The 22,115-nt window shown below is 71.2% G+C and carries 21 protein-coding genes; 12 read left to right on the top strand and 9 right to left on the bottom strand.

The window, feature by feature from the left end; genetic code table 11:
• The first annotated feature begins 49 nt into the window (after positions 1-49).
• From ACIP4X_RS05810 to ACIP4X_RS05835, 6 genes are all read left to right on the top strand, one after another.
• Positions 50-1,204 carry an FG-GAP-like repeat-containing protein gene (locus ACIP4X_RS05810; protein ID WP_401346827.1) on the top strand — a complete coding sequence of 385 codons (1,155 nt, stop codon included), beginning with the start codon at positions 50-52 and terminating at the stop codon, positions 1,202-1,204.
• Positions 1,205-1,586: 382 nt separating this feature from the next.
• Positions 1,587-2,906, top strand: a complete 1,320-nt coding sequence (locus ACIP4X_RS05815; protein WP_358730778.1) for a DUF5933 domain-containing protein — start codon at positions 1,587-1,589, stop codon at positions 2,904-2,906.
• A 503-nt stretch (positions 2,907-3,409) separates the two neighbouring features.
• Positions 3,410-4,495 carry a glycosyltransferase family 2 protein gene (locus tag ACIP4X_RS05820; protein ID WP_358730776.1) on the top strand — a complete coding sequence of 362 codons (1,086 nt, stop codon included), beginning with the start codon at positions 3,410-3,412 and terminating at the stop codon, positions 4,493-4,495.
• Positions 4,496-4,538: 43 nt separating this feature from the next.
• Positions 4,539-4,697, top strand: coding sequence for a hypothetical protein (locus ACIP4X_RS05825; RefSeq protein ID WP_358730775.1), 159 nt, complete (start codon positions 4,539-4,541; stop codon positions 4,695-4,697).
• A gap of 806 nt (positions 4,698-5,503) precedes the next feature.
• Positions 5,504-6,262: a snapalysin gene (snpA, locus tag ACIP4X_RS05830; protein ID WP_358730773.1), complete on the top strand. Its 759-nt coding sequence runs from the start codon at positions 5,504-5,506 to the stop codon at positions 6,260-6,262.
• 234 nt (positions 6,263-6,496) lie between these two features.
• Positions 6,497-6,712 carry a hypothetical protein gene (locus tag ACIP4X_RS05835; protein ID WP_391454346.1) on the top strand — a complete coding sequence of 72 codons (216 nt, stop codon included), beginning with the start codon at positions 6,497-6,499 and terminating at the stop codon, positions 6,710-6,712.
• Between the two features lie 178 nt (positions 6,713-6,890).
• Here ACIP4X_RS05835 and ACIP4X_RS05840 read toward each other — a convergent pair whose 3' ends face one another.
• The gene (locus ACIP4X_RS05840; RefSeq protein ID WP_401346831.1) at positions 6,891-7,652 is read right to left on the bottom strand and encodes a phosphoglyceromutase; all 762 of its coding nucleotides are present in this window, start codon (positions 7,650-7,652) and stop codon (positions 6,891-6,893) included.
• 186 nt (positions 7,653-7,838) lie between these two features.
• Between ACIP4X_RS05840 and ACIP4X_RS05845 the strand changes: the two genes are divergently transcribed.
• Positions 7,839-9,137 (top strand): MFS transporter, encoded by a 1,299-nt coding sequence (locus ACIP4X_RS05845; protein ID WP_358730767.1) that lies wholly within the window; start codon positions 7,839-7,841, stop codon positions 9,135-9,137.
• 39 nt (positions 9,138-9,176) lie between these two features.
• On the opposite strand, the gene ACIP4X_RS05850 is transcribed toward ACIP4X_RS05845, so the two are convergent.
• Positions 9,177-9,656: a DUF2000 family protein gene (locus ACIP4X_RS05850; protein ID WP_391454348.1), complete on the bottom strand. Its 480-nt coding sequence runs from the start codon at positions 9,654-9,656 to the stop codon at positions 9,177-9,179.
• Between ACIP4X_RS05850 and ACIP4X_RS05855 the strand changes: the two genes are divergently transcribed.
• A complete protein-coding gene (locus ACIP4X_RS05855; protein WP_391454350.1) occupies positions 9,655-10,470 on the top strand; it encodes an AraC family ligand binding domain-containing protein in 816 nt (271 codons plus the stop codon). The two genes, ACIP4X_RS05850 and ACIP4X_RS05855, sit on opposite strands and share 2 nt — an antisense overlap.
• A gap of 12 nt (positions 10,471-10,482) precedes the next feature.
• Here the strand turns inward: ACIP4X_RS05855 and ACIP4X_RS05860 are convergent, their stop codons facing one another.
• A complete protein-coding gene (locus ACIP4X_RS05860) occupies positions 10,483-11,010 on the bottom strand; it encodes a YbjN domain-containing protein (protein WP_358730762.1) in 528 nt (175 codons plus the stop codon).
• Positions 11,003-12,340 carry a D-inositol-3-phosphate glycosyltransferase gene (mshA, locus tag ACIP4X_RS05865; protein WP_358730760.1) on the bottom strand — a complete coding sequence of 446 codons (1,338 nt, stop codon included), beginning with the start codon at positions 12,338-12,340 and terminating at the stop codon, positions 11,003-11,005. The genes ACIP4X_RS05860 and mshA overlap by 8 nt, the downstream gene beginning before the upstream one ends.
• Positions 12,341-12,654: 314 nt before the next feature.
• Between mshA and ACIP4X_RS05870 the strand changes: the two genes are divergently transcribed.
• From ACIP4X_RS05870 to ACIP4X_RS05880, 3 genes are all read left to right on the top strand, one after another.
• Positions 12,655-13,503 carry a class I SAM-dependent methyltransferase gene (locus tag ACIP4X_RS05870; protein ID WP_391454353.1) on the top strand — a complete coding sequence of 283 codons (849 nt, stop codon included), beginning with the start codon at positions 12,655-12,657 and terminating at the stop codon, positions 13,501-13,503.
• Between the two features lie 200 nt (positions 13,504-13,703).
• Positions 13,704-14,816 carry an NlpC/P60 family protein gene (locus ACIP4X_RS05875; protein WP_401346836.1) on the top strand — a complete coding sequence of 371 codons (1,113 nt, stop codon included), beginning with the start codon at positions 13,704-13,706 and terminating at the stop codon, positions 14,814-14,816.
• A 296-nt stretch (positions 14,817-15,112) separates the two neighbouring features.
• Positions 15,113-16,441 (top strand): SpoIIE family protein phosphatase, encoded by a 1,329-nt coding sequence (locus tag ACIP4X_RS05880; RefSeq protein WP_391454357.1) that lies wholly within the window; start codon positions 15,113-15,115, stop codon positions 16,439-16,441.
• 36 nt (positions 16,442-16,477) lie between these two features.
• Here the strand turns inward: ACIP4X_RS05880 and ACIP4X_RS05885 are convergent, their stop codons facing one another.
• The 3 genes from ACIP4X_RS05885 to ACIP4X_RS05895 all read right to left on the bottom strand — a co-directional run bounded on the left by ACIP4X_RS05885 (position 16,478) and on the right by ACIP4X_RS05895 (position 18,295).
• Positions 16,478-16,819 carry a DUF2516 family protein gene (locus tag ACIP4X_RS05885; protein WP_358731001.1) on the bottom strand — a complete coding sequence of 114 codons (342 nt, stop codon included), beginning with the start codon at positions 16,817-16,819 and terminating at the stop codon, positions 16,478-16,480.
• A gap of 144 nt (positions 16,820-16,963) precedes the next feature.
• The gene (locus ACIP4X_RS05890; RefSeq protein WP_358730753.1) at positions 16,964-17,650 is read right to left on the bottom strand and encodes a hypothetical protein; all 687 of its coding nucleotides are present in this window, start codon (positions 17,648-17,650) and stop codon (positions 16,964-16,966) included.
• A gap of 114 nt (positions 17,651-17,764) precedes the next feature.
• Entirely contained in the window at positions 17,765-18,295 is a 531-nt protein-coding gene (locus ACIP4X_RS05895; RefSeq protein WP_358730751.1) for a helix-turn-helix transcriptional regulator, read from the bottom strand.
• Positions 18,296-18,424: 129 nt separating this feature from the next.
• Here ACIP4X_RS05895 and ACIP4X_RS05900 point away from each other — a divergent pair, with 129 nt between their 5' ends.
• Positions 18,425-18,766: a hypothetical protein gene (locus tag ACIP4X_RS05900; RefSeq protein ID WP_401346840.1), complete on the top strand. Its 342-nt coding sequence runs from the start codon at positions 18,425-18,427 to the stop codon at positions 18,764-18,766.
• Positions 18,767-18,770: 4 nt separating this feature from the next.
• On the opposite strand, the gene ACIP4X_RS05905 is transcribed toward ACIP4X_RS05900, so the two are convergent.
• Together ACIP4X_RS05905 and ACIP4X_RS05910 are read right to left on the bottom strand one after the other, a co-directional pair.
• Positions 18,771-20,954: a phosphotransferase gene (locus ACIP4X_RS05905; RefSeq protein WP_401346843.1), complete on the bottom strand. Its 2,184-nt coding sequence runs from the start codon at positions 20,952-20,954 to the stop codon at positions 18,771-18,773.
• 257 nt (positions 20,955-21,211) lie between these two features.
• Positions 21,212-22,084: a winged helix-turn-helix domain-containing protein gene (locus ACIP4X_RS05910; protein WP_358730746.1), complete on the bottom strand. Its 873-nt coding sequence runs from the start codon at positions 22,082-22,084 to the stop codon at positions 21,212-21,214.
• Between the last annotated feature and the right edge of the window lie 31 nt (positions 22,085-22,115).

Consider the following 22,115-nt stretch of genomic DNA (forward strand, 5'->3'; position numbering starts at 1 on the left):
GCCGGGAAGTTCGAGTGGGGCCCCTGGGACGTCGACCCCTACACCGGAGTTGATCGCCCAGCAGGGCGCCGGCAACGGCATCCGCCTCATCCCCAGCGATGTCCCCGTCTCGTCCCTCGTCCAGCTCGACGCCACCGTCGCCGCCTCGGTGGACGCCAAGGGAGGAACCGGGCAGTGGAGCCCGAAGTGGTGGCTCAACAAGCCGTCCGCCTCCTGGCAACTCGTCATCAAGCACAAGGCCACCAGCAAGGCCGTCCGCACCCTCTCCGGCGGCCTGACCCGCGGACTGGTGGCCACGGCGTGGAACGGCAAGGACGGCTCGGGGCGGCTGGTGCCCGACGGCGCCTACACCTGGACGTTGACCGCCACGCCCGCCGACGGGAAGGGCGCGGCCCTGATCAGGTCCGGGACGGTGAAGCTCAGCGGCGGCGCCGCCGTGCACCGGGACTTCGTCGGCTCCGACGGCTTCGGTGAGCTGCTGACGCTGAACGGTTCGGGTGTTCTGACCTACCAACAAAGCAACGGGGCGGGGAAGTTCACCGCCAAGACCTCCGGTTCCGGCTGGCCCAAGACCGTCAAGGCGATCCCGTTCGGCGATCTGAACGGCGACCGGTGCAGCGACGTGCTCGTGCGGCTCAGCAGCGGTGCCCTGCGCGCGTACAAGCCGGGGTGCGGCAAGGCGCTGACGCCGTCGACGCCGTACACCTCCCTCGGCTCGGGCTGGAACCAGTACGACATCCTGACCTCGCCGGGGGACGTCACGGGCGACGGACGTCCGGACCTGATCGCGCGGAAGGCGTCGACCGGGGACGTCTATCTCTTCAAGGGGACGAGCACCGGCAAGCTCTCGGCGCGCACCAAGCTCTACTCCCGGTGGACCGGGTACAAGAAGATCGTGGGCGCGGGCGACCTGAACGGTGACGGCCACGGCGACCTGCTCGTCCAGGACAAGTCCAACCAGCTCTGGCGCTACAACGGCACCGGCAAGGGCACGTTCAAGGCCCGGGTGAAGGTGTCCAAGAACTGGGGTGCCTCCTACAACGCCGTCGTCGGCGTCGGGGACATCACCGGCGACGGGAAGGCGGACCTCGTAGCCCGTGACACCTCCGGCAACCTGTGGCGCTGCAACGGCGACGGCAAAGCGTCCTTCGGCTCGCGCACGAAGATCGCCACCGGTTGGAAGGGTTACAAGGCGCTGTCCTGAGACGGCGGGCTCGCCTCTGACGTGTGAACGGCCCCTGACCAGGAACGACGGTCAGGGGCCGCGGTGTTGCCCGCTGGCCGCCCATCCCTGTGGCCCGGCTGCCGCCCCGGCCGCGCGGACGACGGCGTTTTGTGTGCCCGCATGGCTATTGACCTGCGCAGATCCGCTGTGCTTCGCTCCCCGGTGAGGGCCTGGGGCACCGCTACTGACTGTGGCCGTCCACTCTGAAGGGCACACCAAGGGCACGGATGGCGTGCAGGGGCGGACGAGGGGGTATGACGTGTCTCGGGGCTTTGGGAGACGTATCGGGATTGCGGGCGAAGTGACCGCTCCGCCCGGGCACATACCGGCCCTGCTTCGATCACGGGCGGGACTCTGGGCCGTGGCGGGTGTCGTGGCCCTGGGATTCCTCGTCGCGCTGGAGTTCGCCGCGCGTCGCTACGGCCTGCCGGGGCCGATCACCAGCCAGGTGCGGGAGCTGGTGGTGCCCCCCAAGTCGGGTGGCCTGCTGTACGCCGCCCTGGCGTTGACGATGGTGGTCCTCACCTGGCGGCAACGGTTCGTCGCGGCGGCCGCGGCGGCCGGCATCGACGTCGTCTTCGCGCTGGTCCGGTGGGCGCTGGGCGCCGGGACGAGCGGCGGCCACCCCTTCGGCAACGGCGCGTTGTGGGTGATTCTGGGCTGCGCGGTCATCGCCGTCACCCGCCGCACCGGCCCGGAGCGTGTCCTGCTGCTGAAGGGCGTCGGGCTGGGCCTGCTGCTGGTGGCCGGCCGCAAGACCGGCGACACATGGCTGCTCATCACCTCGAAGACCCGCCCGGCGGTGCTCGACCAGTACGTGGCGACAGCCGACCACGCGCTGGGCAATCCGTCGTGGCTGGTGGGCAGGATCGTCACGGCCACCGGCCCCTTCGGCTTCAATTTCCTCGACATCGTCTACGGTCAGCTCGCGGTGGCCGCGGTCGCCGTCGCGCTGTACCAACTGCGCGGCGTGGCGGTCGAACGCCGCTTCCCTGGCCATCACCTGGTGCGCAGCTTCCTGGTCATCGGCCTTCTCGGGCCGGCCTTCTACATGATCTTCCCGGTGGTCGGGCCGATCTTCGCCTACGGAACGGGCACCGACTACTGGTCGACGGTCAGCCTGTGGTCGCCGGACATCCCGTCCAGCGGGCACTGGGCGGTGGCCGACCTGTGGCCGCAGACTCCGTCGCTGATCGACACCCCGCACGCCATGCGGTTCGACGAGATCACCCCGCGCAACTGCATGCCCAGCCTGCACACGGCGTGGGCCGCCGCGATCTTCATCCACTCCCGGAACGGCCCGCGCGTCCTGCGGTACGCGGGCACGTTCTGGCTGGTCGCCACGCTCACCGCGACGCTGGGCTTCGGCTACCACTACGGCGTGGATCTCGTGGCCGGCGTGGTCTTCGTCCTCACGATCGAGGCGGCTCTGCGGGCGTTCGACCGCGGCTGGGACCGATCGGGGGTCCGGCTGGCCGCGTACGGCGCGACGGTCTTCGCCGCGCTGCTGGTGTCCTACCGCTTCCTGCCGTTGACGATGGCCGAGCACCCGTGGCTGTTCGGCCCCCTGCTCATCCTGGCGATGGCCTCGGTGATCTACGGCTACGTACGGACCACCACGGCATGGGACCCGAGACCCGCACCGGCACGACGTCCGGAACCACAACCGGAACCGATCTGAGGGGCGGCGCAGCCCGTCAACCTGTCGCGCCTACACCACGGTTGGGCGTGCGGGGCATACCACCGCGAGCACTTGATGTGACATCTGCCACTAAAAAATGGGCTGAAGGCGGCACAACTGTGCACATGCGTCCAGTTTTGCGGTAGGCGGCTCGACCTCCCCCTCAACCCGACTTCCCGCACGACCCGTTACGGAAACCGCGCGCGACAGTACGGTTTGCCGGGCGTCATGTGTAGATCATGTGAAGCTTCCATGGGGAATGCGGGTGGGGTGATCCGGTCGACCGGTCGGTACGACCGCGACCTTCCCCGTCCGCAACGCAGTCGAGGGGGAACGTCGTGTGCGGACTCGCGGCCACCGGTCTGTCCACCGTGGTTCAGACGACGCCCTCGCCTCCGCGCGCCTTCCGCAGCCGCACGATCCCAGAGGCCTGAACCGGCCGCCGTAGCCCTTTTCGGGCCCCCGGCCGATTCCATCTCAGAACCACTCCACAAGAGGCACCCATGGGGAAGCATCGAAGATCGGGCCTGACGCCCGCCAGGATCCGCGACGTGATCGCCCTGATACCGGCCCACAACGAGGCCGACGCCATCGCGGACTCCATCCAGGGCCTGTACGGGCAGACCGTGGCCCCGCAGCGGGTCATCGTGGTCGCGGACAACTGCACCGACACCACCGTGCCCATCGCGGCCTCCATGGGGGCGGAGGTCTTCGAGACCCGCGGCAACCGGCACAAGAAGGCCGGAGGCCTGAACCAGGCCCTGGCCGACCTGCTGCCCGGTCTGCACGACGACGACGTGGTCCTCGTGACCGACGCGGACAGCGCCCTGGACCCCGGCTTCGTCGCCTGTGGGGTGGAGCATCTCGCGAAGGGCTACGGGGGCGTGGGCGGCACCTTCCGGGGCGGACCCGGCGGGGGCTTCGTGGGCCACCTCCAGCGCAACGAGTACGCCCGCTACTCGCGGGACGTGAAGCGACTGGGCGGCAAGTGCCTGGTGCTCACCGGCACGGCGGCCATGTTCCGGGTGCAGGTGCTGCGGCAGATCTCCCAGGCCCGCCTGATGGGCCGCCTCCCGGCCGGGGACGGACTCGGGGGCATCTACGACACCTCGGTGCTCACCGAGGACAACGAGCTGACCTTCGCGGTGCTGCACCTCGGCCATCAGGTGCTCTCACCCGAGGGCTGCACGCTCACCACCGAGGTCATGCTGACCTGGAAGGCCCTGTGGGACCAGCGACTGCGCTGGAAGCGGGGAGCGGTGGAGAACTGTGTCCAGTACGGCATGACGCACATCACGTGGCGCTACTGGGGCCGTCAGCTCCTGAGCATGGCCGGCGTCCTCGTGACCGTCGTGTACCTGTCGACCATCGCCTACTCCCTGGCCCTGCACTCGTTCCGCCCGCACGAGTTCTGGCTCTGGGTGTCGCTCGTCTTCGTGATCGAGCGGGTCGTGACCGTACGGGAGCGCGGCTGGAAGCGGATGCTGCTCGCCGCGTCCATGTACGAGCTGCTCTTCGACTTCCTGCTCCAGGCCTGCCACGCCAAGGCGTACCTGGACTCCGTGTTCCGCCGTGAACGCGCCTGGTAGCAGGTCGCTTCAGAAACTGTCAGAGATCATTCGGGAGGGACCCATGTACAACAACCCCGCGACGACTGTGGGCGGTGGAGCGTTGGCCTCCACCGGCATCGGCCTGACGACCAGCGTGTGGCTGGGCCTGGCGGCCTTCGCCCTGGTGGCCCTGGGAACCGCCGTGATGCGCATCGTGCCCCGGGGCACGAACCGCTCCTGACGGTGCTCGGCAGACGGTCCGTGGCGCCTCGGCACCCATGAGGGTCCGACCCGACGACCCCGCACGGCATCAGGCCCCCTGGCAGCGGAGAACCCGCGGGCAGGGGGCTTGGTCCATGGCGTCGCGCCGGGTGGCGGAAGCACCGGACGCACTGCGCTAGACTTGATCTTGAGCTGGTTGCCCGCAACTCGGGTCGGCCGGTGCTGCGTTGGTGGTCCAAGGAAAGACGTCCCGCTTCCTGCGGGGAGATGCAGGTGCAAGGCCTGCCCGGCGCTCTCCTCCGAGGCCCCATCCCGCCCCTGGCGGGATGGGGCCTCGTTTGTGCGGCGGCGGCCCGGTAAGGGCGACTCCCTGGGGGCGACTCGGGGCCGGTGGGGCGCGAAAGAGGCGTAAGCCCATCTTCTATGACGTCGGTCACAGCGCTCCGGCAATCAACCGGCGCGCTTAGTAGATGCGACATGGCGGGTATCAGGTGATTTGTCCGTCTTGGCCCGAATGTAGATACCGTCGGGCATCCCGGAATTCCGGCCGGCCAGCCTGCGCGCCTGCTGCGTTGCGGCGTAGGGCTTCTGATGTCAAGTCAGCTTTCCCTCCCGCCGCCATGTGCGGAACGGAGACCCGTGCACTGCCCCGGCGAGGCTCCAGGACCTACGAGGCGACGTAGTGGTGGGGCCCTTTGCGCTCCCTGTCGAGCCGTCCTAAGAATGACGACCCACAGGACGTCGCCGCAGTTCGGAACCGGTGTTTACGCAGAGTCGTCCGCGCACCGGGCGCTCGGCGTCACCGAGTGAGTAGGAGCCCCCCACATGAAGTCGTCCCGAACGTCCACGAGACTCCTCGCCCTCGGCCTGGGTCTCGCCTCCAGCGTGCTGGGCGCGGCGGTGCCGGCGAGCGCCCAGACGGCCGCCGCCCCGTCCGCCGCCACCGGTACCTCCGCGGCGGGGTACGCCGGGTCGGCTGCGGAGGCCGCGAACAACAAGGCGTTCTTCCAGGCCGTGTTCAAGTCCGTCGCCGAGAAGCGCGCCGCCCTGCCGAACGCGCAGGCGGTGACCCTCTACTACGACGACTCCCACGCACCGAGCTTCCGTTCGCAGATATCGAGCGCGGCCGCGATCTGGAACAGCTCCGAGTCCAACGTCAAGCTCCAGGAGGCGTCGAGCGGTGCCGACTTCTCCTACTACGAGGGCAACGACCCGCGCGGGTCCCACGCCTCCACCAACGGCCACGGACGTGGCTACGTCTTCCTCGACTACGCCCAGAATCGGCAGTACGACTCGATCCGCATCGCCACCCACGAGACCGGGCACATACTGGGCCTGCCGGACGACTACAGCGGGCCGTGCAGTGAGCTGATGTCGGGCGCCGGCGGCGGCCCGTCCTGCACCAGCCGCTACCCGAACGCCACCGAGCGCTCGCGCGTCGACCAGCTGTGGGCCGGCGGACCCGCGCAGACCCCGGGCACGGTGAACCAGCCCGCCGACTCCCTGAGTTCCGCACCGCAGGTACGGCCTGTGGCGCCGGGCCGCGGTCCATGGCACCCGCTCCACCGCACGCCCTGGAACTGATCGCGTCCCCGAGCGGGAACCTGACTCCGTCGACACCCCCTGACACCTATAAGACAAGAGGAGCACGTCGCGTCCGCGGGTGCTCCTCTTGCTTGCGTGGAGCGCCTGTCGTGTCACCGGCCCCGTACCCGACAGCCCTGTCACCCGAATGGTGCAACATGACGAGCCGCCCACCTGGGTGAACGTCAAGCTGGCTAGTGCCCCAACCGAGGCAATCCGTGAAAGGGGAACGGAATGCGCACTCGACGAATCCTCGCCGCCGTCACCACCACGGCGGCCCTCGCCGGACTCGGCCTCACAGGCGCCGTCACCGCCACCGCCGCCACCTCACAGCGCGCCCCGTCCTACGTCACCCCTTCTCAGTGCGAGCAGGGCGGTGGAACGCCCCGGATCGACTTGCCGGGCAACCCCTGCAAGGGCGGTAAATACGACGGCCAGCCGGTCGACTAAAACCCCCACAAGGCGCCCCGCAGCCACGCGCCGCGGGGCGCTCCCGCGCGAGCGCAGCCGGGTTCGCATGCGGATCACCCGCATGCATCCGAGCGCCACGACCCGAAAACGGCCCCAGCGCAGCAACAAGCCCCCTCCCGGAGAAGAAACCGCAGGCAGGGGGCTTGTTCGTGCGGGCTTACTTCTTCTTGCCCTGGTTCTTGACCGCCTCGATGGCGGCTGCCGCGGCCGTCGGGTCGAGGTACTTGCCGCCCGGGTTGACGGGGCGGAAGTCGGCGTCGAGTTCGTAGGAGAGGGGGATGCCGGTGGGGATGTTGAGGCCCGCGATGTCGGCGTCCGAGATCTGGTCGAGGTGCTTGACCAGGGCGCGCAGGCTGTTGCCGTGGGCGGCGATCAGGACCGTGCGGCCGGCCAGCAGGTCGGGGACGACCGAGTCGAACCAGTACGGGAGCATGCGGATGACGACGTCCTTCAGGCACTCCGTCTGCGGACGCAGCTCCGGCGGGAGGTTCGCGTAGCGCGGGTCGGAGAACTGGGAGTACTCGGCGTCGCGGTCAAGCGGCGGCGGCGGGGTGTCGTAGGAGCGGCGCCACAGCATGAACTGCTCCTCGCCGAACTCCGCGAGGGTCTGGGCCTTGTCCTTGCCCTGGAGGGCACCGTAGTGGCGCTCGTTCAGGCGCCAGGAGCGGTGGACCGGGATCCAGTGGCGGTCGGCGGCCTCCAGCGCGAGCTGGGCCGTGCGGATCGCGCGCTTCTGGACGGAGGTGTGGACCACGTCGGGCAGCAGGCCGGCGTCCTTCAGCAGCTCACCGCCGCGGACCGCCTCCTTCTCGCCCTTCTCGTTGAGGTTGACGTCCACCCAGCCGGTGAACAGGTTCTTCGCGTTCCACTCGCTCTCGCCGTGGCGGAGCAGGATCAGCTTGTACGGTGCGTCGGCCATGCCTCAGAGCGTAATCCACGCATTCGGCCCCCTGTCCCGGCGCCCAGCAGGCGGACGGACGCCCCCGGCACATCCCGACAGTTGACGGCTTCTGTTAATCGAGTGGTCCCCCACGGCCGCCGCCACGTAAGTTGTGCTCGCCGCTTCAGCCGCTTACATCCGCGTACATCCCCGGGGGGTCCGTCCATGTCCGTCGCCAGTCTCAGACGCGCCGCCCGCGAGACCGTCTCCGGGCTCCCCCGAGAGTTCTGGTGGCTGTGGACGAGCACCCTCGTCAACCGGCTCGGCGCCTTCGTCGCCACGTTCATGGCGCTGTACCTGACCCTCGACCGCGGCTACTCCGCCTCGTACGCCGGTCTGGTCGCCGCGCTGCACGGGCTCGGCGGGGTCGTCTCCTCGCTCGCCGGGGGTGTGATGGCCGACCGGCTCGGCCGGCGGCCGACCCTGCTCGTCGCCCAGTCCGCCACCGCCGTGTCCGTCGCGGCGCTCGGGTTCGTCCGGGATCCCGTCGCCATCGCCGCCGTCGCCTTCCTGGTCGGCATGGCCAGCAACGCCTCCCGGCCCGCCGTGCAGGCGATGATGGCCGACATCGTGCGGCCCGAGGACCGGGTCCGCGCCTTCTCCCTCAACTACTGGGCGGTCAACCTCGGCTTCGCCGTCTCCTCCATGGCGGCCGGCTTCATCGCCGAGTACAGCTATCTCGCCGGCTTCCTGATCGAGGCCGCGATGACGATGGCCTGCGCGATCGTCGTCTTCCTGAAGCTGCCCGAGTCCCGGCCGGATCCGGACGCGCACATGAGCCAGGGCGGCGGCGACGCCGTCGGGCTGTGGACCGTCCTGCGGGACGGGCGGTTCATGGGCGTCGTCGGGGCGTCCTTCCTGATCGCCGTCGTCTTCCAGCAGGGGTCGGTCGGGCTGCCGATCGCCATGGGCCGGGCCGGCTTCACGCCCGCCGACTACGGCACGGCCCTCGCCGTCAACGGGTTCCTGATCGTCGCCCTGCAGATCCCGGTCACCCGTTTCATCGAGCACCGGGACCCCGCACGGCTGCTGATCATCTCCTCGCTCCTGGCCGGGTACGGCTTCGGGCTCACGGCGTTCGCCGGCTCGGTGGGCGTGTTCGCGCTCACGGTGTGCGTGTGGACGCTCGGCGAGATGATCAACGCGCCCACGCAGACCGGGCTGGTCGTCCGGCTCTCCCCGGCGCACGGGCGCGGGCGCTACCAGGGCGTCTACACCCTGTCCTGGTCGCTGGCCGCCCTGGTCGCGCCCCTGATGTCCGGCGCCGTCATCGACCGGCTCGGCGCCGAGTGGCTGTGGGGCATGTGCGCGGCCGTCGGCACGGCCGGCGCCCTCGGCTACTGGGCCCTGATGCGCCGCCTGCCGAAGGCCGAACCGGCCGTCGTGGAAACCCACGCCGAGCCCGCCACCGAACCCCACGCCGAGCCTCGCAGCGAACCCCGTACCGAGGTCGGCACCGCCTGAGGCACCGCCTCCGGACGCCTCCGCGCCGCGGACGCACCACTACGGATGCATCCGCGCCCCCTTCAGTACCTTGTCCACCGCGTTGCGCGGGCCGTACACCGCGAGCCCCACGAGGTCCAGCGCGGCGGTCGGCACGGCCCGGACCGCCGCCCGGTTGTCGCGGTCGTTGCCCGTGGTGAACAGGTCGGAGGTGAAGACCGCGCGCGGCAGGGACCGGGACAGGGCCCGCCCGTGCGCCGCCGTCAGCGTCTCCTTGGTGCCCTGGAAGACCAGCACCGGCTGGCGGAACATCGGCAGGTAGGGCACCTCGCCGGCGTCCTCGTACGGCTCCCCGATCACCTCGGGGACCGTCGTGCCGAGGCCGCTGACCAGGAACGCGGTGACGTTCAGACGCTGCCAGGGCTCCAGGTCCTCGCGCAGCAGGACGGCGATCTTGGTGTCGAAGCGGATGGGCTGCTCGTCGTTCATGGACTGAGACTCCCGGACCCCGTACCGCGCGGTCTTGTACGTTCTTTGCATGGCCCCGCAGCGGAACGTCTCCGCCTGGCGCCCGTGTGTCCCGGGCGTCGTGGAGGTGTTCCACGCGCACTTCACCGAGTACGCCTACCCGATGCACGTGCACGAGGCGTGGACGCTGCTGATCGTGGACGACGGCGCCGTCCGGTACGACCTGGACCGGCACGAGCACGGCACCCCGCACGACACCGTGTCCCTGCTGCCGCCGCACGTCCCGCACAACGGCTCGCCCGTCGGCCCGCGCGGCTTCCGCAAGCGGGTGCTGTACCTGGACACCACCCACCTGGGCGTCGAGTTGATCGGGGCGGCCGTGGACGGTCCTGACCTGCGCGATCCGGTGCTGCGGCGGCGGGTCGGGCAGGTGCACACCGCGCTCACGCCGCCCGGTGACGAGCTGGAGGCGGAGAGCAGGCTGACGCTCATCGGTGAGCGGCTGCGCGCGCATCTGCGGCCGCGGCTCGCCGTCGGGGCCCCGCGCCGCGACCCCGCCCTCGCCCGCCGGGTGCGCGAACTGCTCGACGAGCGGCTGCCGCAGGGTGTCACGCTCGACGAGGCGTCAGCCCTCGTTCAGGCTCATCCCGCCCACCTGGTGCGGGCGTTCAGCGGCGCGTACGGCATCGCTCCGCACCAGTACCTGATGTCCCGCCGGGTGGACCGCGCCCGCCGGCTGCTGCTCGCGGGGCGGAAACCGGCCGAGGTGGCCGCCGAGACCGGCTTCTACGACCAGGCCCATCTCACCCGGCACTTCAGGAGACTTGTGGGGGTGACTCCGGGGCGGTACGGCCGCGGGGTCTCGCGGGGCAGGCCGGGAACGTGAGTTCGGGCGGGGTCAGTCGGCCGGACGCCGGGTCAGGTGCTCGAACGCCTCCAGGTTGCGGGTCGATTCGCCGCGCGAGACGCGCCAGGCGTACTCGCGGCGGATCGCCGAGGCGAAACCGAGCTCCAGCAGGGTGTTGAAGCTTCCGTCGGCCGCCTCCAGGACCTGCCCGAGCAGCCGGTCGACCTCGTCCGCGGTGACCGCGGCCAGCGGCAGCCGGCCGGTGACGTAGACGTCGCCGAGCTGGTCGACGGCGTAACTCACGCCGTACAGCTTGAGGTTGCGTTCCAGCAGCCAGCGGTGGACGGCGGACTCGTTCTCGTCGGGGTGGCGGATGACGAAGGCGTTCAGGGACAGCGAGTGCCGGCCGACGATCATCGACAGGGTGGTCGACAGCTTGCGGGTGCCGGGGAGCTTCACGACGTAGGTGCCGGACCGCGGGCTCTCCCAGTCCAGTTCGGCGCCCTTGAGGACGTCCTCGACGACGCGCGTCGCGCGTTGCTGCTCCGCCTCACCCGTGGCACCCGTGGCGCTACCCATGGGGCGAGCGTACGCGACGCCGGTGGGCCTGCAACGCGGCCGTGTAGACGTCGGCCGTGGCCGCCGCCGAGGCGTCCCAGCCGAAGAACCGCGCGTGCCGGGCGGCGGCGGCGCCCATCCGGTCGGCGAGGTGCGGGGCGTCGGCGAAGCGGCTCAGCACCTGCGCGTAGTCGGCCGGGTCGTGGCCCTGGACCAGGAAGCCGGTCTCGCCGTCCCGTACGGCCACCGGCAGCCCGCCGACCGAGGCGGCGATGACCGGGGTGCCGGTCGCCTGCGCCTCGATCGCGACGAGGCCGAAGGACTCGCTGTAGGACGGCATGACCAGGACGGACGCGGCCCGGAACCAGTCGGCGAGCCGGTCCTGCCCGACCGGCGGGCAGAACCGTACGACGTCGGCGATGCCGAGCCGGGCGGCCAGCTTCTGCAGGCCCTCCGGCTTGGCGAGGCCGCTGCCGCTCGGGCCGCCGACGACGGGCACGACGATGCGGGAGCGCAGCTCGGGCCGCCGGTCGAGAAGGACGCCCACGGCCCTCAGCAGCACGTCGGGTGCCTTGAGCGGCTGTATACGGCCCGCGAACAGCGGGATCAGGGCGTCCCGCGGCAGGCCGAGGCGGGCGCGGGCGGCGGCGCGGCCGTCGCCGGGGCGGAAGCGGGTGAGGTTCACGCCGGGGTGCACGACGGCGACCTTGGCGGGGTCGGCGCTGTAATGCCGTACGAGTTCGCCCGCCTCCTCGTCGGTGTTGGCGATCAACCGGTCGGCGGCGTTGACGATCTGGGTCTCGCCGATGACGCGGGCGGCGGGCTCGGGGGTGTCGCCCACGGCCAGGCTGGCGTTCTTGACCTTGGCCATGGTGTGCATGGCGTGCACCAGGGGGACGCCCCAGCGCTGGGCGGCGAGCCAGCCGACGTGGCCGGAGAGCCAGTAGTGGGAGTGGACGAGGTCGTAGTGACCGGGGCGGTGACCGGCCCAGGCCTGCATCACGCCGTGCGTGAAGGCGCAGAGCTGCGCGGGCAGGTCCTCCTTGGCAAGACCCTCGTAGGGTCCGGCGTCGACGTGCCGGACGAGGACGCCGGGGGAGAGTTCGACGGCGGGCGGCAGGTCCCCCGCGGTGGCCCGGGTGAAGACCTCGACCTCGACGCCCTGGGCGGCCAGCCGCTGGGCGAGCTCCACGATGTAGACGTTCATGCCACCGGCGTCGCCCGTACCGGGCTGGTGAAGCGGGGAGGTGTGCACGGAGAGCATGGCGACGCGCCGGGGCCGGCGGTGCAGCCGCAGCCGCGCGGGTGCCGTCGCGGAGCGACGCCCGAGCCTGCTGACGTACTGGCTCACGTGGCGTTCCTCCTCGTTGCGGGCATGCCGGACGGGGGCGCCGAGCGCCCTCCAAGACCCAACGCCAGAGGCCCCGACTCCATTTCCGACCCCGGTCCCTTTACCGAATCATTACCGGCCCTCGCTCAACCGTTCGAGCCCGGTGGCGTGCCGCCCGAGCGCGACCCCTGCGCGCACGTACTGCGGGTACCGCGGAAGCACGGCGTGACGCACGCACGCGCGTGACCTGTGACCTGTGACCTGACGGAACGGCCGCGCGGGAGGGGTGACGCGTCCGTGCGGTGCGGGCCGAAGGGCGCCATACCCTCGTACGCATGACATCCCGCGCAGCGCCCCTCCCCCACCCTCGGCTTCGCTCGAGCGGGCGGACCGCTGTCGTGGGAACGGTGACGCGCGGGACGACCAACCCCAACAGGCTCCGCCGCATGGACCGATGGATCGCGGCCGTGCACGGCGCCGAGCTGCGCCGCGCCGCCGATCCGGTGGCGGTCGACCTCGGCTACGGCGCCGCCCCCTGGACGGCGGTCGAGCTGCTGCACCGGCTGCGCACCGCCGCTCCACGCGCGCGTGTGGTCGGCGTCGAGATCGAACCGGCCCGGGTCACGGCCGCCAAGCCGTACGAGCGCGAGGGACTCGTCTTCCGGCACGGCGGCTTCGAGGTTCCCGTCCCGCGGCGCCCGCACCTCATCCGCGCGGCGAACGTGCTGCGACAGTACGACGAGGAAGAGGTCGCCGCCGTCTGGGAGCGGCTGCGCGCGCGGCTCGCCCCGGCGGACGGGCACTCGCGCGGAGGCCTGCTGGTCGAGGGCACCTGCGACGAGATCGGCCGCCGGCACGTATGGGTCGCGCTCGGTCCGGAGGGCCCCCGCACGGTGACTTTCGCCACTCGCCTCGGCTCCTTGGACCGCCCGTCCGACCTGGCCGAGCGCCTCCCGAAGGCACTCATCCACCGCAACGTCCGGGGCGAGCCGGTGCACGCCTTCCTGCGCGACTTCGACCGCGCCTGGGCGAGCGCGGCGCCGTACGCCTCCTACGGTGCCCGGCAGCGCTGGATCCGCTCGGTGCGCGACCTGGCGGCCGACTGGCCGGTGACGGACGGTCCGACGCGGTGGCGGCAGGGCGAAGTGACGGTCGCCTGGCGGGCGTTGGCGCCGCGGGACTGACCGGCGACCGGCCGCGCGCCGGCCGGACGACCGCCCGCGCATCCGCGGTGACCTGCGGGGAACGATCTTTGCGGGTCGTTCGTCACACAGACGGGGAGATCGCCGGGAGATCGCCACACCTCTGTCGCTTTGCGCCGGGTCGTGGCACGATCACCCGAGCGTCCGCATGTTACTGACGGTTAACCAACTGGGGGGCGAGTATGGGACGGGGCAGGCACAGCGCGCTCGCGGCGGCCGTGACCGTGGTCTGCGCGGTCACGCTGCTCGGAGCACCGGGCACCGCCTTCGCGCGCGCACTGCCGGACCCGACGACGCCCGCCGCACCCGCCTCCCCGGCCGCGCCCCCGCTCGCGCCCTCCGTCACGCTTCCGCCGGACCAGGACCTCGAGGCCGTCCGCACCAAACTCGACGGGCTCTACCACGACGCGGCCGTCGCCACCGACGCCTACAACCTGGCCGACGAGAAGGCGAAGAAGCAGTCGGCCGAGATCACGGACCTGAACCGGAAGATCGCCGACGAACAGCGGAAACTCGACGGTCTGAAGGAGCGCGCCGGCGCCGCGGCCAGCGCCCAGTACCGCACGGGCGGCCTGCCGCCGGAGGTCCAGCTGATGCTGGGCAACGACCCGCAGGACTTCTTCGACGGGGCCGGCTCGTTGCTCCAGAGCCAGCGGGCGACCAAGAACCTGATCGAGGAAACGACCCGCGCCCAGCAGGACTTGGAGCTGTACGCGGGCGACGCCGCCGACCGCCTGCGGGAGCTGGAGGCGGGCCGCAAGGCCAAGGCCGCCGCGAAGAAGCGGATCAAGCAGCGGATCAAGGAGGCCGAGCAGCTCGAGGCCAAGCTGGAGAAGCGGCAGCGCGAGCGCCTCGCCGAACTGGAGCGGCAGGCCGCCGAGCAGGCGCAGTCGGCCTGGCTGAGCACCGGGATCCTCGACGAACTCGACGGCAGGGCGTCCGCGTCGGGCAGGAAGGCGGTCGAGTTCGCCACGGCCCAGCTCGGCAAGCCGTACGAGTGGGGCGCCGTGGGTCCCCGCACGTACGACTGCTCGGGGCTCACCTCCCGGGCCTGGGCGGCGGCCGGCCATCCGGTCCCGCGCACCTCCCAGCAGCAGTGGCACCAGCTCGAGCACGTGGACATCAAGGACATGCGGCCCGGCGACCTGATCATCTACTTCGACGACGCCAGCCATGTCGGGATGTACGTCGGCGACGGCACGATCGTCCACGCCCCGCGCCCGGGGCGCACGGTGACGCTCGCCGGGGCGGGCTCGATGCCGATACTGGGCGTCGTACGGCCGACCGCGGACTGATTCCCCTTTACCCCTCCGCCACCCCTCCGCCGGTGACCCCGGTGACCCCGGCCACGTGACCGATCGCACGCCCGGCCGCCCGCGAACTCACGGCAGACGTGACCTTCGTCATTCCGGACCCGGCGGCGCGCTGTCCAACTCCGGTGGGTATCACGGCATATGACAGCGGCCAAAGCCGGAGCGACGCGCCTCACACCATTCCCCCGCGGCGCCGACTACCGCTAATCTCCCCGTCGGCGGCCCGAGGTCCCTTGGTAGCCGCCATGCCCTCGGGGGGAGGGAAGGAACCCAGGACAATGCCCGTGCCCGTACCGCGGCAGAGGACGGTCCCGGCCGCGGAGTGCGACCAGGCACAGACCGCGTCCCACGGCGACGGCACCTCCGCAGCGCAGGCCCCGCGTAAGGAAGCAACGGTCGAGAACGACAGCCGCGCCGCCACGCCGGCCAACACCACGCAGCTCACGCTGCTGCTGATCGAGGACGACCCGGTCGGCTCGCCGATGGTGCCCGAACTGCTCGACGCGTCCGGCAGGCCGATCCGCGTGCGCAGGGCCCGCAACCTCACCGAGGCCGAGCGGCTGCTCACCGACGACGTCCACTGCATCCTGCTGGACCTCGCGCTGCCCGCGCCCGGCCGGTCCGCGGGCGACGACGACGAGCTCGCCGTGCTCCGGCACGTACTCGAACTCGCGCCCCGGCACGCCGTCCTCGCGCTCACCTCCTCCGGTGACGCCGAGCGCGCCGCCCAGGCGGTGCGGGTCGGCGCCCAGGACTACCTCTTCCGCGACGAGCTGGACGGGCGGCTGCTGAGCCGCGCGATCCGGTACGCGGTGGAGCGCAAGCGCTCCGACTCGGCCGAGCGCAGGCTCGCCGAGGGACGGCTGCGCGCGCAGGAGAACCGCCGGCTGGAGCGTGGCCTGCTGCCGACGCCCCTGCTGGACGGGTCCACACTGCGCTTCGCCGCCCGCTACCGGCCCGGCCGCTCGCGCGCGCTGCTGGGCGGCGACTTCTACGACGCCGTCCGCACGCCCGACGGCACCGTGCACGCCATGATCGGCGACGTCTCCGGGCACGGTCCTGACGAAGCGGCGCTGGGTGTGGAGCTGCGTATCGCCTGGCGGGCGCTGACCCTGGCGGGGCTGTGCGGGGACGAGCTGCTGGGCACGCTCCAGCAGGTGCTGGAGCACGAGCGCTCCGACGAGGAGATCTTCGCGACCCTGTGCGCGGTGGACATAGCGCCCGACGGGCGCCATGCCGGGCTGTGCCTGGCCGGCCACCCGTCACCGCTGGTGATCACTCCCGGCCGGCCCGCCCGGCTGCTGCCGTACGAGAACAACGGCCCCGCCCTCGGTCTGCTGCCGGGCGCCCGCTGGCCCCGGATGCAGGTGCAGCTCGGTGCGGAGTGGAGCCTGATGCTCTACACCGACGGCCTGATCGAGGGCCGGATCGGCGAGGGCGGTGAGCGGCTGGGTCAGGACGGCATGGTCGACGTGGTCCGCCGCCGGCTCGACCAGGGTCTGCGCGGGGAGGGGCTGCTGCGGGCGACGGTGAACGAGGTGCGCGGGCTCAACGGCGGCGAGCTCACCGACGACGTGGCCGTGGTCCTGCTGGACCGGGAGCCGTAGCCGGCCGGCGCCGGGGGGCGTAGTCGGCCCGTTGGTTCACCGGCCGCCGTTGTAGGGCCCGTACGGGCCGTCGCTGCTGCTGCCGCGGCGGCGGCCGAAGCCACCACCCGAGACCTGCCTGAGCGCGGGCCGCACGTCGACGATGTAGACGATGCTCGCGATGACGCCGATGATCGGCAGGAACGAGAAGATCGAGAACAGGTAGCTCACGGCGAGCGCGATGCCGAGGATGATCAGCCAGAACACCTTGTTCTGCTTGTCGGCCGCGCGGAAGGCGTCCTCGCGCCGGAACGCGGCGTCGAACAGCCCGAACGCGGCCAGGGCCATCAGGACGATCTTCAGAATCCCCAGGAGCCCCTGGAAGCCCAGCATCAGCATGTTGCCCACCACCCGTTCTCTCCCGATTCCTACGCGGCCACCGTACCCGCAGAACGGGCCGGACACCCCAAGGGTGCCCGGCCCGGGTGCCTGTCGCCCATACGGGTGAGGCGATCCGGCGTGTCGCTGCCTGCCCGGTGCCCGTTACGGGGTGGGCGGGGTGGGCTTCTTCGCCGTGGGCGGGGCCTTGCGCACGTTGGGGCCCTTCCCCTTCGCCTGGTTCTTCCTGGCCGTGATGGGCGTGGCCCCGTTCTCGGCCGGCCCGTCCTCCTTGACCACGACCGGCTCCGCCTTCGGCTCGGACTGGGGCTCGACGGCGACGGCGAGCTCCTCGACCTCCTCGGCGATGTCCTCGATGCCGTCGGCCGCCTGCCCGCGCCAGGTTCGCACGGCCTGCTCGCCGTGCTCGGCGACCTTCTCGTAGGTCTCACGGGCCTTCACGGCGTACTCGGCGGCGACGCCGACGCCACGCAGGGCGAGGTCCTGGGCGCTCTCGCCGAGCCGCTTCAGGTCGGCGTCGAGGTTGGTGCTGAGCTTCTTGAGGTCGGTGTCCAGGTAGTTCAGGAAGCCGTTGACCCTGGTCTGGAGGTTCTCCTGCGTCTCCCTGACACGGACGCCGGCCTCCTTGGCACGGGCGGTGGCCCGCGCCTGGACGGCCTTCGGGTCGGTGTTGCGCACCGCGTCGATACGGGCCGGGGCGTCGGCGCGCAGCTGGTCCACCAGGGCGGGCACCTTCTTGGCCTGCTGGAGGGCCAGGTCCGCGGTGCCCGCGGCGAAGTAGAGCGGCGTGGGGTCGCTGAAGGTCTTGCGCAGGTCGTCGGTGATGGCCATGGTGCTGGTTCTCCCGGATCGCTTGTGGCTGAGGGTTGTGGGTTTCCGCGGTGGTCGGGCCGGGCGCCCGGCCCGGTACGGGCCGTGGCCGTGGGATCGCTGGGACCGCTGCTGTCAGCCCGTCGCCTCCCGCGGATCGGCGTCACTGCCGCCGGACGTGCCGGTACGGCTCTGCTCGGCGGGGGCGGGCCGGACGGGTATGGAGCCCTGGTCGGCGCCGTCGCCGTCGTCCACCGCGCGGGTTCCGTGGCCGGTGGGGGCACCGGTGTCGCCGGTGCCGTCCGTCTCGGCGGTCCCGAACCCGTTCTCCTTGCGGAAGGACTCGTAGATCTGGAGCAGCACCTGCTTCTGCCGCTCGTTCAGCGACGGGTCGGAGAGGATGACGGCACGTGTCTCGACGTCGTCCCGGTCCCGCTCGGCGTCGAGGATCCCGGCCCGCACGTACAGCGTCTCCGCGGAGATCCGCAGCGCCTTGGCGACCTGCTGGAGCACCTCCGCGCTCGGCTTGCGCAGCCCGCGCTCGATCTGGCTCAGGTACGGATTGGACACCCCGGCGGCATCGGCGAGCTGCCGCAACGACAACTGCGCGTTGCGCCGCTGCTCGCGCAGGTACTCACCGAGATTGCCGACGTTGAGCGATGCCATGCCTCCACCTTGCACCACTCCCGCTAACAATTGCAAGCACCCCGCTTGCAAAAGCGAGCCCCGCCGCAGGCGGCTGAAGCACCTCGGCAGCCACGTGGCTGAAGGCCGCCGAAGATCCATAATCCGGCCATGGACAACTCGAACGAGGACCTTGAGCCGGCCCCCAGGTGGCAGGAAGCCGACAACAACCTGTGCGGTGTCCTGCGAGGACGCCGCACCCCGGCTGTGGCCGAGCACTCCGTCGGGGCCGGCTGGAAGTCCCGGTCGTCGTCCTGGGACGCGTACGAGGTCGAGACGCGCTGGTGCAGCGTCGAGCTCGATCCTTGGGAAGGGCCGGACACCTTGCTGAACGGTGTCATCGACCCCGACAAGCTCGACGCCCTCGCGACACTGCTGTCCCGGTTCGGGCTGAGCTTCGAGCTCGAGCTGTACGACGAGAGCGGCGGCCTGCTCCGGGAGATCGCCGGGTGATCCCCTAGTAGGCCAGCGCCCGGGTCAGGTGGGGGTTTGCTGTGGGGCGGGCTGTCAGGCCCAGGAAGCCTGTCGCCGCCGCGAGGGTCACCGCGTAGGAGTCGACGGCTCGGCGGACGTTGGGGGCGTCCAGGCCGGTGCCGGTCACCAGGCGGTCCAGGTCCACGTAGGCGGAGCGGACGGTCTCCAGCCTGTGGTACACGCGCCAGTCCTGGCGCCAGCCGGCCGTGTACTCGGCGGGGAGGCGGCGTTCCCAGCGGTTGAACATTCGTTCGCGGATCTCCGGGCGGGTCGGCGTGAGGTGCATGTGCCGGACCAGGTCGTACAGCGGGTCGCCGATCAGGGCCATCTCCCAGTCGATGACGGTGAGGGCGAGCGCGTCCTCGCGGCGCACGAGGTTCCACGGGTTCAGGTCGCCGTGCAGGAGCGACGGGCAGCGGGAGCCGACCTGGAAGCGGGAGAGGATCTGTCCGAGCCGGGAGGCGCCGGGCAGGCCGAGGAACCGGGCCAGTTGCCGCGACTCCTTGGGCAGCCTGCCCACCAGGAGCACCAGTTGGTCGCACAGCCAGGTGAAGAATGCCTCCTTGCCCGCGACCGGGTCGAGTTCCCGGTAGTCCACGCCGGTCAGCGCGCACAGCTGGTCGACGAGCGCGTCCGCCTCGTGCGGCCGCAGGCCGTGCTCCGGATGGCTGGGCGGGCGGTCGGGGTCGTCGGGGCCGACGTACGTGTGGATGGCGCAGGGCTCCCCCCGATGGCTGCGGCCCAGGGCGAGGACCTTCGGCGCCGCCACCGGGACACCGGAGTGCTCGATGGCCCGCAGCACGGCGTGCTCGCTGAGGAAGCTGGGCTCACGGCGGCAGACGTTCGCCACCTTGCGGCGCACCACGACCGGGACGTCCGACTCGGGTACCCGGACCACCGAGTTGAGGTGAGCGGTGCCCTTGAGCACCCATCTGGCCGGGGCCGTCCCCTCGGCGAGCAAGGCGTGGCGGATCGCGGAGTCGGGGAAGTCGGGCCGTTCCGGCAGGCGCGGGTCCCACGACCAGGAGACCGTCTGCGCGGCCTGCCTCGCGCCGACGGTGCGCCCCGCCGTCCGGGAGGCCCGCCAGCGGAAGAGGATGCGTTCGATCTGCGCGGTGTCCGCAACGTTCCTGAGTCCGAGCGGCTCGGCGGCCGCCTCCAGCGCCCGCTGGACGACCGCCGTCGCCTCGTCCAGGCTCTTCTGGTCGGGCGCGTCCTCCAGGACCCTCGCCGCCCTCATCACGTCCGGGTAGACGGACTGTGCCCGCTCGAAGGCGACGTAGTGCCGCAGGTCGCTGCCCAGGCCGTTGACGGCGGCGGGACGGATGCGAGCCATCGCTTCGGCCCAGGCGTCGATCATCTCGTGCCACTGGTGACCCGGATACCGCATGCGGACCAGGTGCGTGGCGAGGTCGTGCAGCGGATCGCCGTAGGTTGCCAGCTCCCAGTCGACGCAGATGAGGGCCGGATCACCGTCGTACGACATGATCAGGTTGTCGCGGTGCAGGTCCGCGTGGAGCAGGCTGTATGGGCGCCTGGCCATGGCCGGCACCCGCGCGGCCAGTTGGATCAGGGCGTCTTCGGGAATGCCCAGCGCCGCGAACAGCCCACCGAAATCCTGCCAATTGGCCTGCCGGATCTGCCGGTCCGCGAGCCGCGCCAGCGTCTGGAGGAACGCCTGGCTGTCCTTGTCGTTGCGCGGCCACTCGGGCGGCAGCGGGGGCAGCACCTCCCGGCGGACCTGGGTCATCCGGGCGAGCAGCTCCGCCAGCGCCCCGACCAGCAGCGTGTCGACCGGCTTCCCGTCGCCGCAGACACTGGAGAGCGGCACACCCTCGACATAGCTGTGGATCGCGAAGGAGTCCTGCTGGACCAGGCACTCCGGAACGTTGGGCAGCACGCCTCCGACGGTGTCGAGGATGTCAGCCTCGTTCTTCCAGGTCCTGATCACCACGGGCAGCACCCGGGCCCGGCGGATGCGTACGGTCACCGACTCGCCGGCCTCCCTGCCCAGCAGCCGCGCCACGCGGTCCGTCAGTGGCAGTACGTGGTTCTGATTGTGGTGGCCGCTGCTCGCCCGGCCCACTCTGGCGGCGAGCCGCACGAACGCCCTGACGTCACGGAGGGCGCGTTCCCCGAGAAAGGGACGGGGGGGAGGTGCGCCCACGGCCGCTCCAGTTGCTCAAGTGCTCAGAAGTAATGGTGTGAAAAAAGGTACGCTATGCGCCATAGCGGACACGATCGGAGCGCACCCGGCATCGGCACAACGGGTGGTGTGCCCCTGCCTGTGGTCTCCGGGCCGCGTCGCACCGTCGAGGTCGCCGTGAACGCGACCTTTCGCGTGTCCTGCGTGCGAAGCGGAGCAGTTGCTCATGCGGTGCGCGCATGCTACAGCACACCCATGCGGCGGCTGTGCCACACGAGTCACTCCGACAGCAGCGCCCACACGGACTCGAACCACGACTGCATCGAGGTCACGAAGACCGACCCGGGCGAGTCGGCGTTCGCGTCGCGCACGTGGTGGGTCAGAGTCGATCCGAGTCCCAGCACGTCGAGCGCCCTGACCTCCTCGCCGGTCTCGAGCACTACGGGGCGTTCGATCACCTCGTACGGTCCGAAGAGGACCTCCGTGCCGTTGAGGACGTAGAGCTTGAAGGCCGGGGTCAGCGGCGCGTGCCTGATCTGCACGTCGACCGCCGGCACCAGTTGCTCGGTCCGCAGGTCGCGCAGCACACCGCGCAGCGAGTCCGTGTGCCGCCGGGTGATGGCGAGCAGGCGGTCATGCAGGCGGGGGGCGTTCTCGTCGTCCATGGCCCGCGGGTAGGGCAGCGGCAGCGACGTGGCCGGCAGCAGCATGCGCAGCACGATGCTGCGGGGCCGGATGAAGCCGCCCCTGATGCGTTCCGCCTGGAGGCGGATGTGCGCGTCCAGCGACTCCGACGTCAGCGTGTAGACGTCCAGCCGCACATCGGGCTGTTCGAACGCCTCGCTGATGAGCGGCCCCAGGGTGACGCCACGGGGCGACCGGGTGGCCTTGGCCGCCGAGGACTGTATGCGCTGGTTCTTGACGACACGGGTGCCGCTGCCCTGCCGGGACTCGGTCCAGCCCTCGTTACTCAGTTCCCGCAGCACCCGCTGGACGGTGTCCCTGGAGACGCCGAACTCCTCCGCGAGGTCACGCTGCGAGGGCAGGAAGGAGCGCACGGGGTACGTGCCGTCCGCCATCCGGGCCCGCAATTCGTCGGACACCCGGCGGAACTCCCTGCCCCCGCCGTCGATCGCGCGTTCCTCGCCCACGACGTGACCGTACCGCCGGCAGCCCGCCGAC

Origin of the sequence: Streptomyces sp. NPDC088817 (assembly GCF_044750345.1) — a bacterium.
In the GTDB taxonomy this organism is placed as follows: Bacteria; Actinomycetota; Actinomycetes; order Streptomycetales; family Streptomycetaceae; genus Streptomyces.

What these genes read in the sequence shown, in the direction of transcription:
- ACIP4X_RS05825 (WP_358730775.1), top strand. Translation starts at nt 4,539, where the DNA reads ATGTACAACAACCCCGCGACGACTGTGGGCGGTGGAGCGTTGGCCTCC.
- ACIP4X_RS05880 (WP_391454357.1), top strand. Translation starts at nt 15,113, where the DNA reads ATGCCCGTGCCCGTACCGCGGCAGAGGACGGTCCCGGCCGCGGAGTGC.
- ACIP4X_RS05835 (WP_391454346.1), top strand. Translation starts at nt 6,497, where the DNA reads ATGCGCACTCGACGAATCCTCGCCGCCGTCACCACCACGGCGGCCCTC.
- ACIP4X_RS05885 (WP_358731001.1), bottom strand. Translation starts at nt 16,819, where the DNA reads ATGCTGATGCTGGGCTTCCAGGGGCTCCTGGGGATTCTGAAGATCGTC.
- ACIP4X_RS05845 (WP_358730767.1), top strand. Translation starts at nt 7,839, where the DNA reads ATGTCCGTCGCCAGTCTCAGACGCGCCGCCCGCGAGACCGTCTCCGGG.
- ACIP4X_RS05870 (WP_391454353.1), top strand. Translation starts at nt 12,655, where the DNA reads ATGACATCCCGCGCAGCGCCCCTCCCCCACCCTCGGCTTCGCTCGAGC.
- ACIP4X_RS05855 (WP_391454350.1), top strand. Translation starts at nt 9,655, where the DNA reads ATGGCCCCGCAGCGGAACGTCTCCGCCTGGCGCCCGTGTGTCCCGGGC.
- snpA (WP_358730773.1), top strand. Translation starts at nt 5,504, where the DNA reads ATGAAGTCGTCCCGAACGTCCACGAGACTCCTCGCCCTCGGCCTGGGT.
- ACIP4X_RS05900 (WP_401346840.1), top strand. Translation starts at nt 18,425, where the DNA reads ATGGACAACTCGAACGAGGACCTTGAGCCGGCCCCCAGGTGGCAGGAA.
- ACIP4X_RS05860 (WP_358730762.1), bottom strand. Translation starts at nt 11,010, where the DNA reads ATGGGTAGCGCCACGGGTGCCACGGGTGAGGCGGAGCAGCAACGCGCG.
- ACIP4X_RS05820 (WP_358730776.1), top strand. Translation starts at nt 3,410, where the DNA reads ATGGGGAAGCATCGAAGATCGGGCCTGACGCCCGCCAGGATCCGCGAC.
- ACIP4X_RS05840 (WP_401346831.1), bottom strand. Translation starts at nt 7,652, where the DNA reads ATGGCCGACGCACCGTACAAGCTGATCCTGCTCCGCCACGGCGAGAGC.
- ACIP4X_RS05875 (WP_401346836.1), top strand. Translation starts at nt 13,704, where the DNA reads ATGGGACGGGGCAGGCACAGCGCGCTCGCGGCGGCCGTGACCGTGGTC.
- ACIP4X_RS05890 (WP_358730753.1), bottom strand. Translation starts at nt 17,650, where the DNA reads ATGGCCATCACCGACGACCTGCGCAAGACCTTCAGCGACCCCACGCCG.
- ACIP4X_RS05850 (WP_391454348.1), bottom strand. Translation starts at nt 9,656, where the DNA reads ATGCAAAGAACGTACAAGACCGCGCGGTACGGGGTCCGGGAGTCTCAG.
- ACIP4X_RS05895 (WP_358730751.1), bottom strand. Translation starts at nt 18,295, where the DNA reads ATGGCATCGCTCAACGTCGGCAATCTCGGTGAGTACCTGCGCGAGCAG.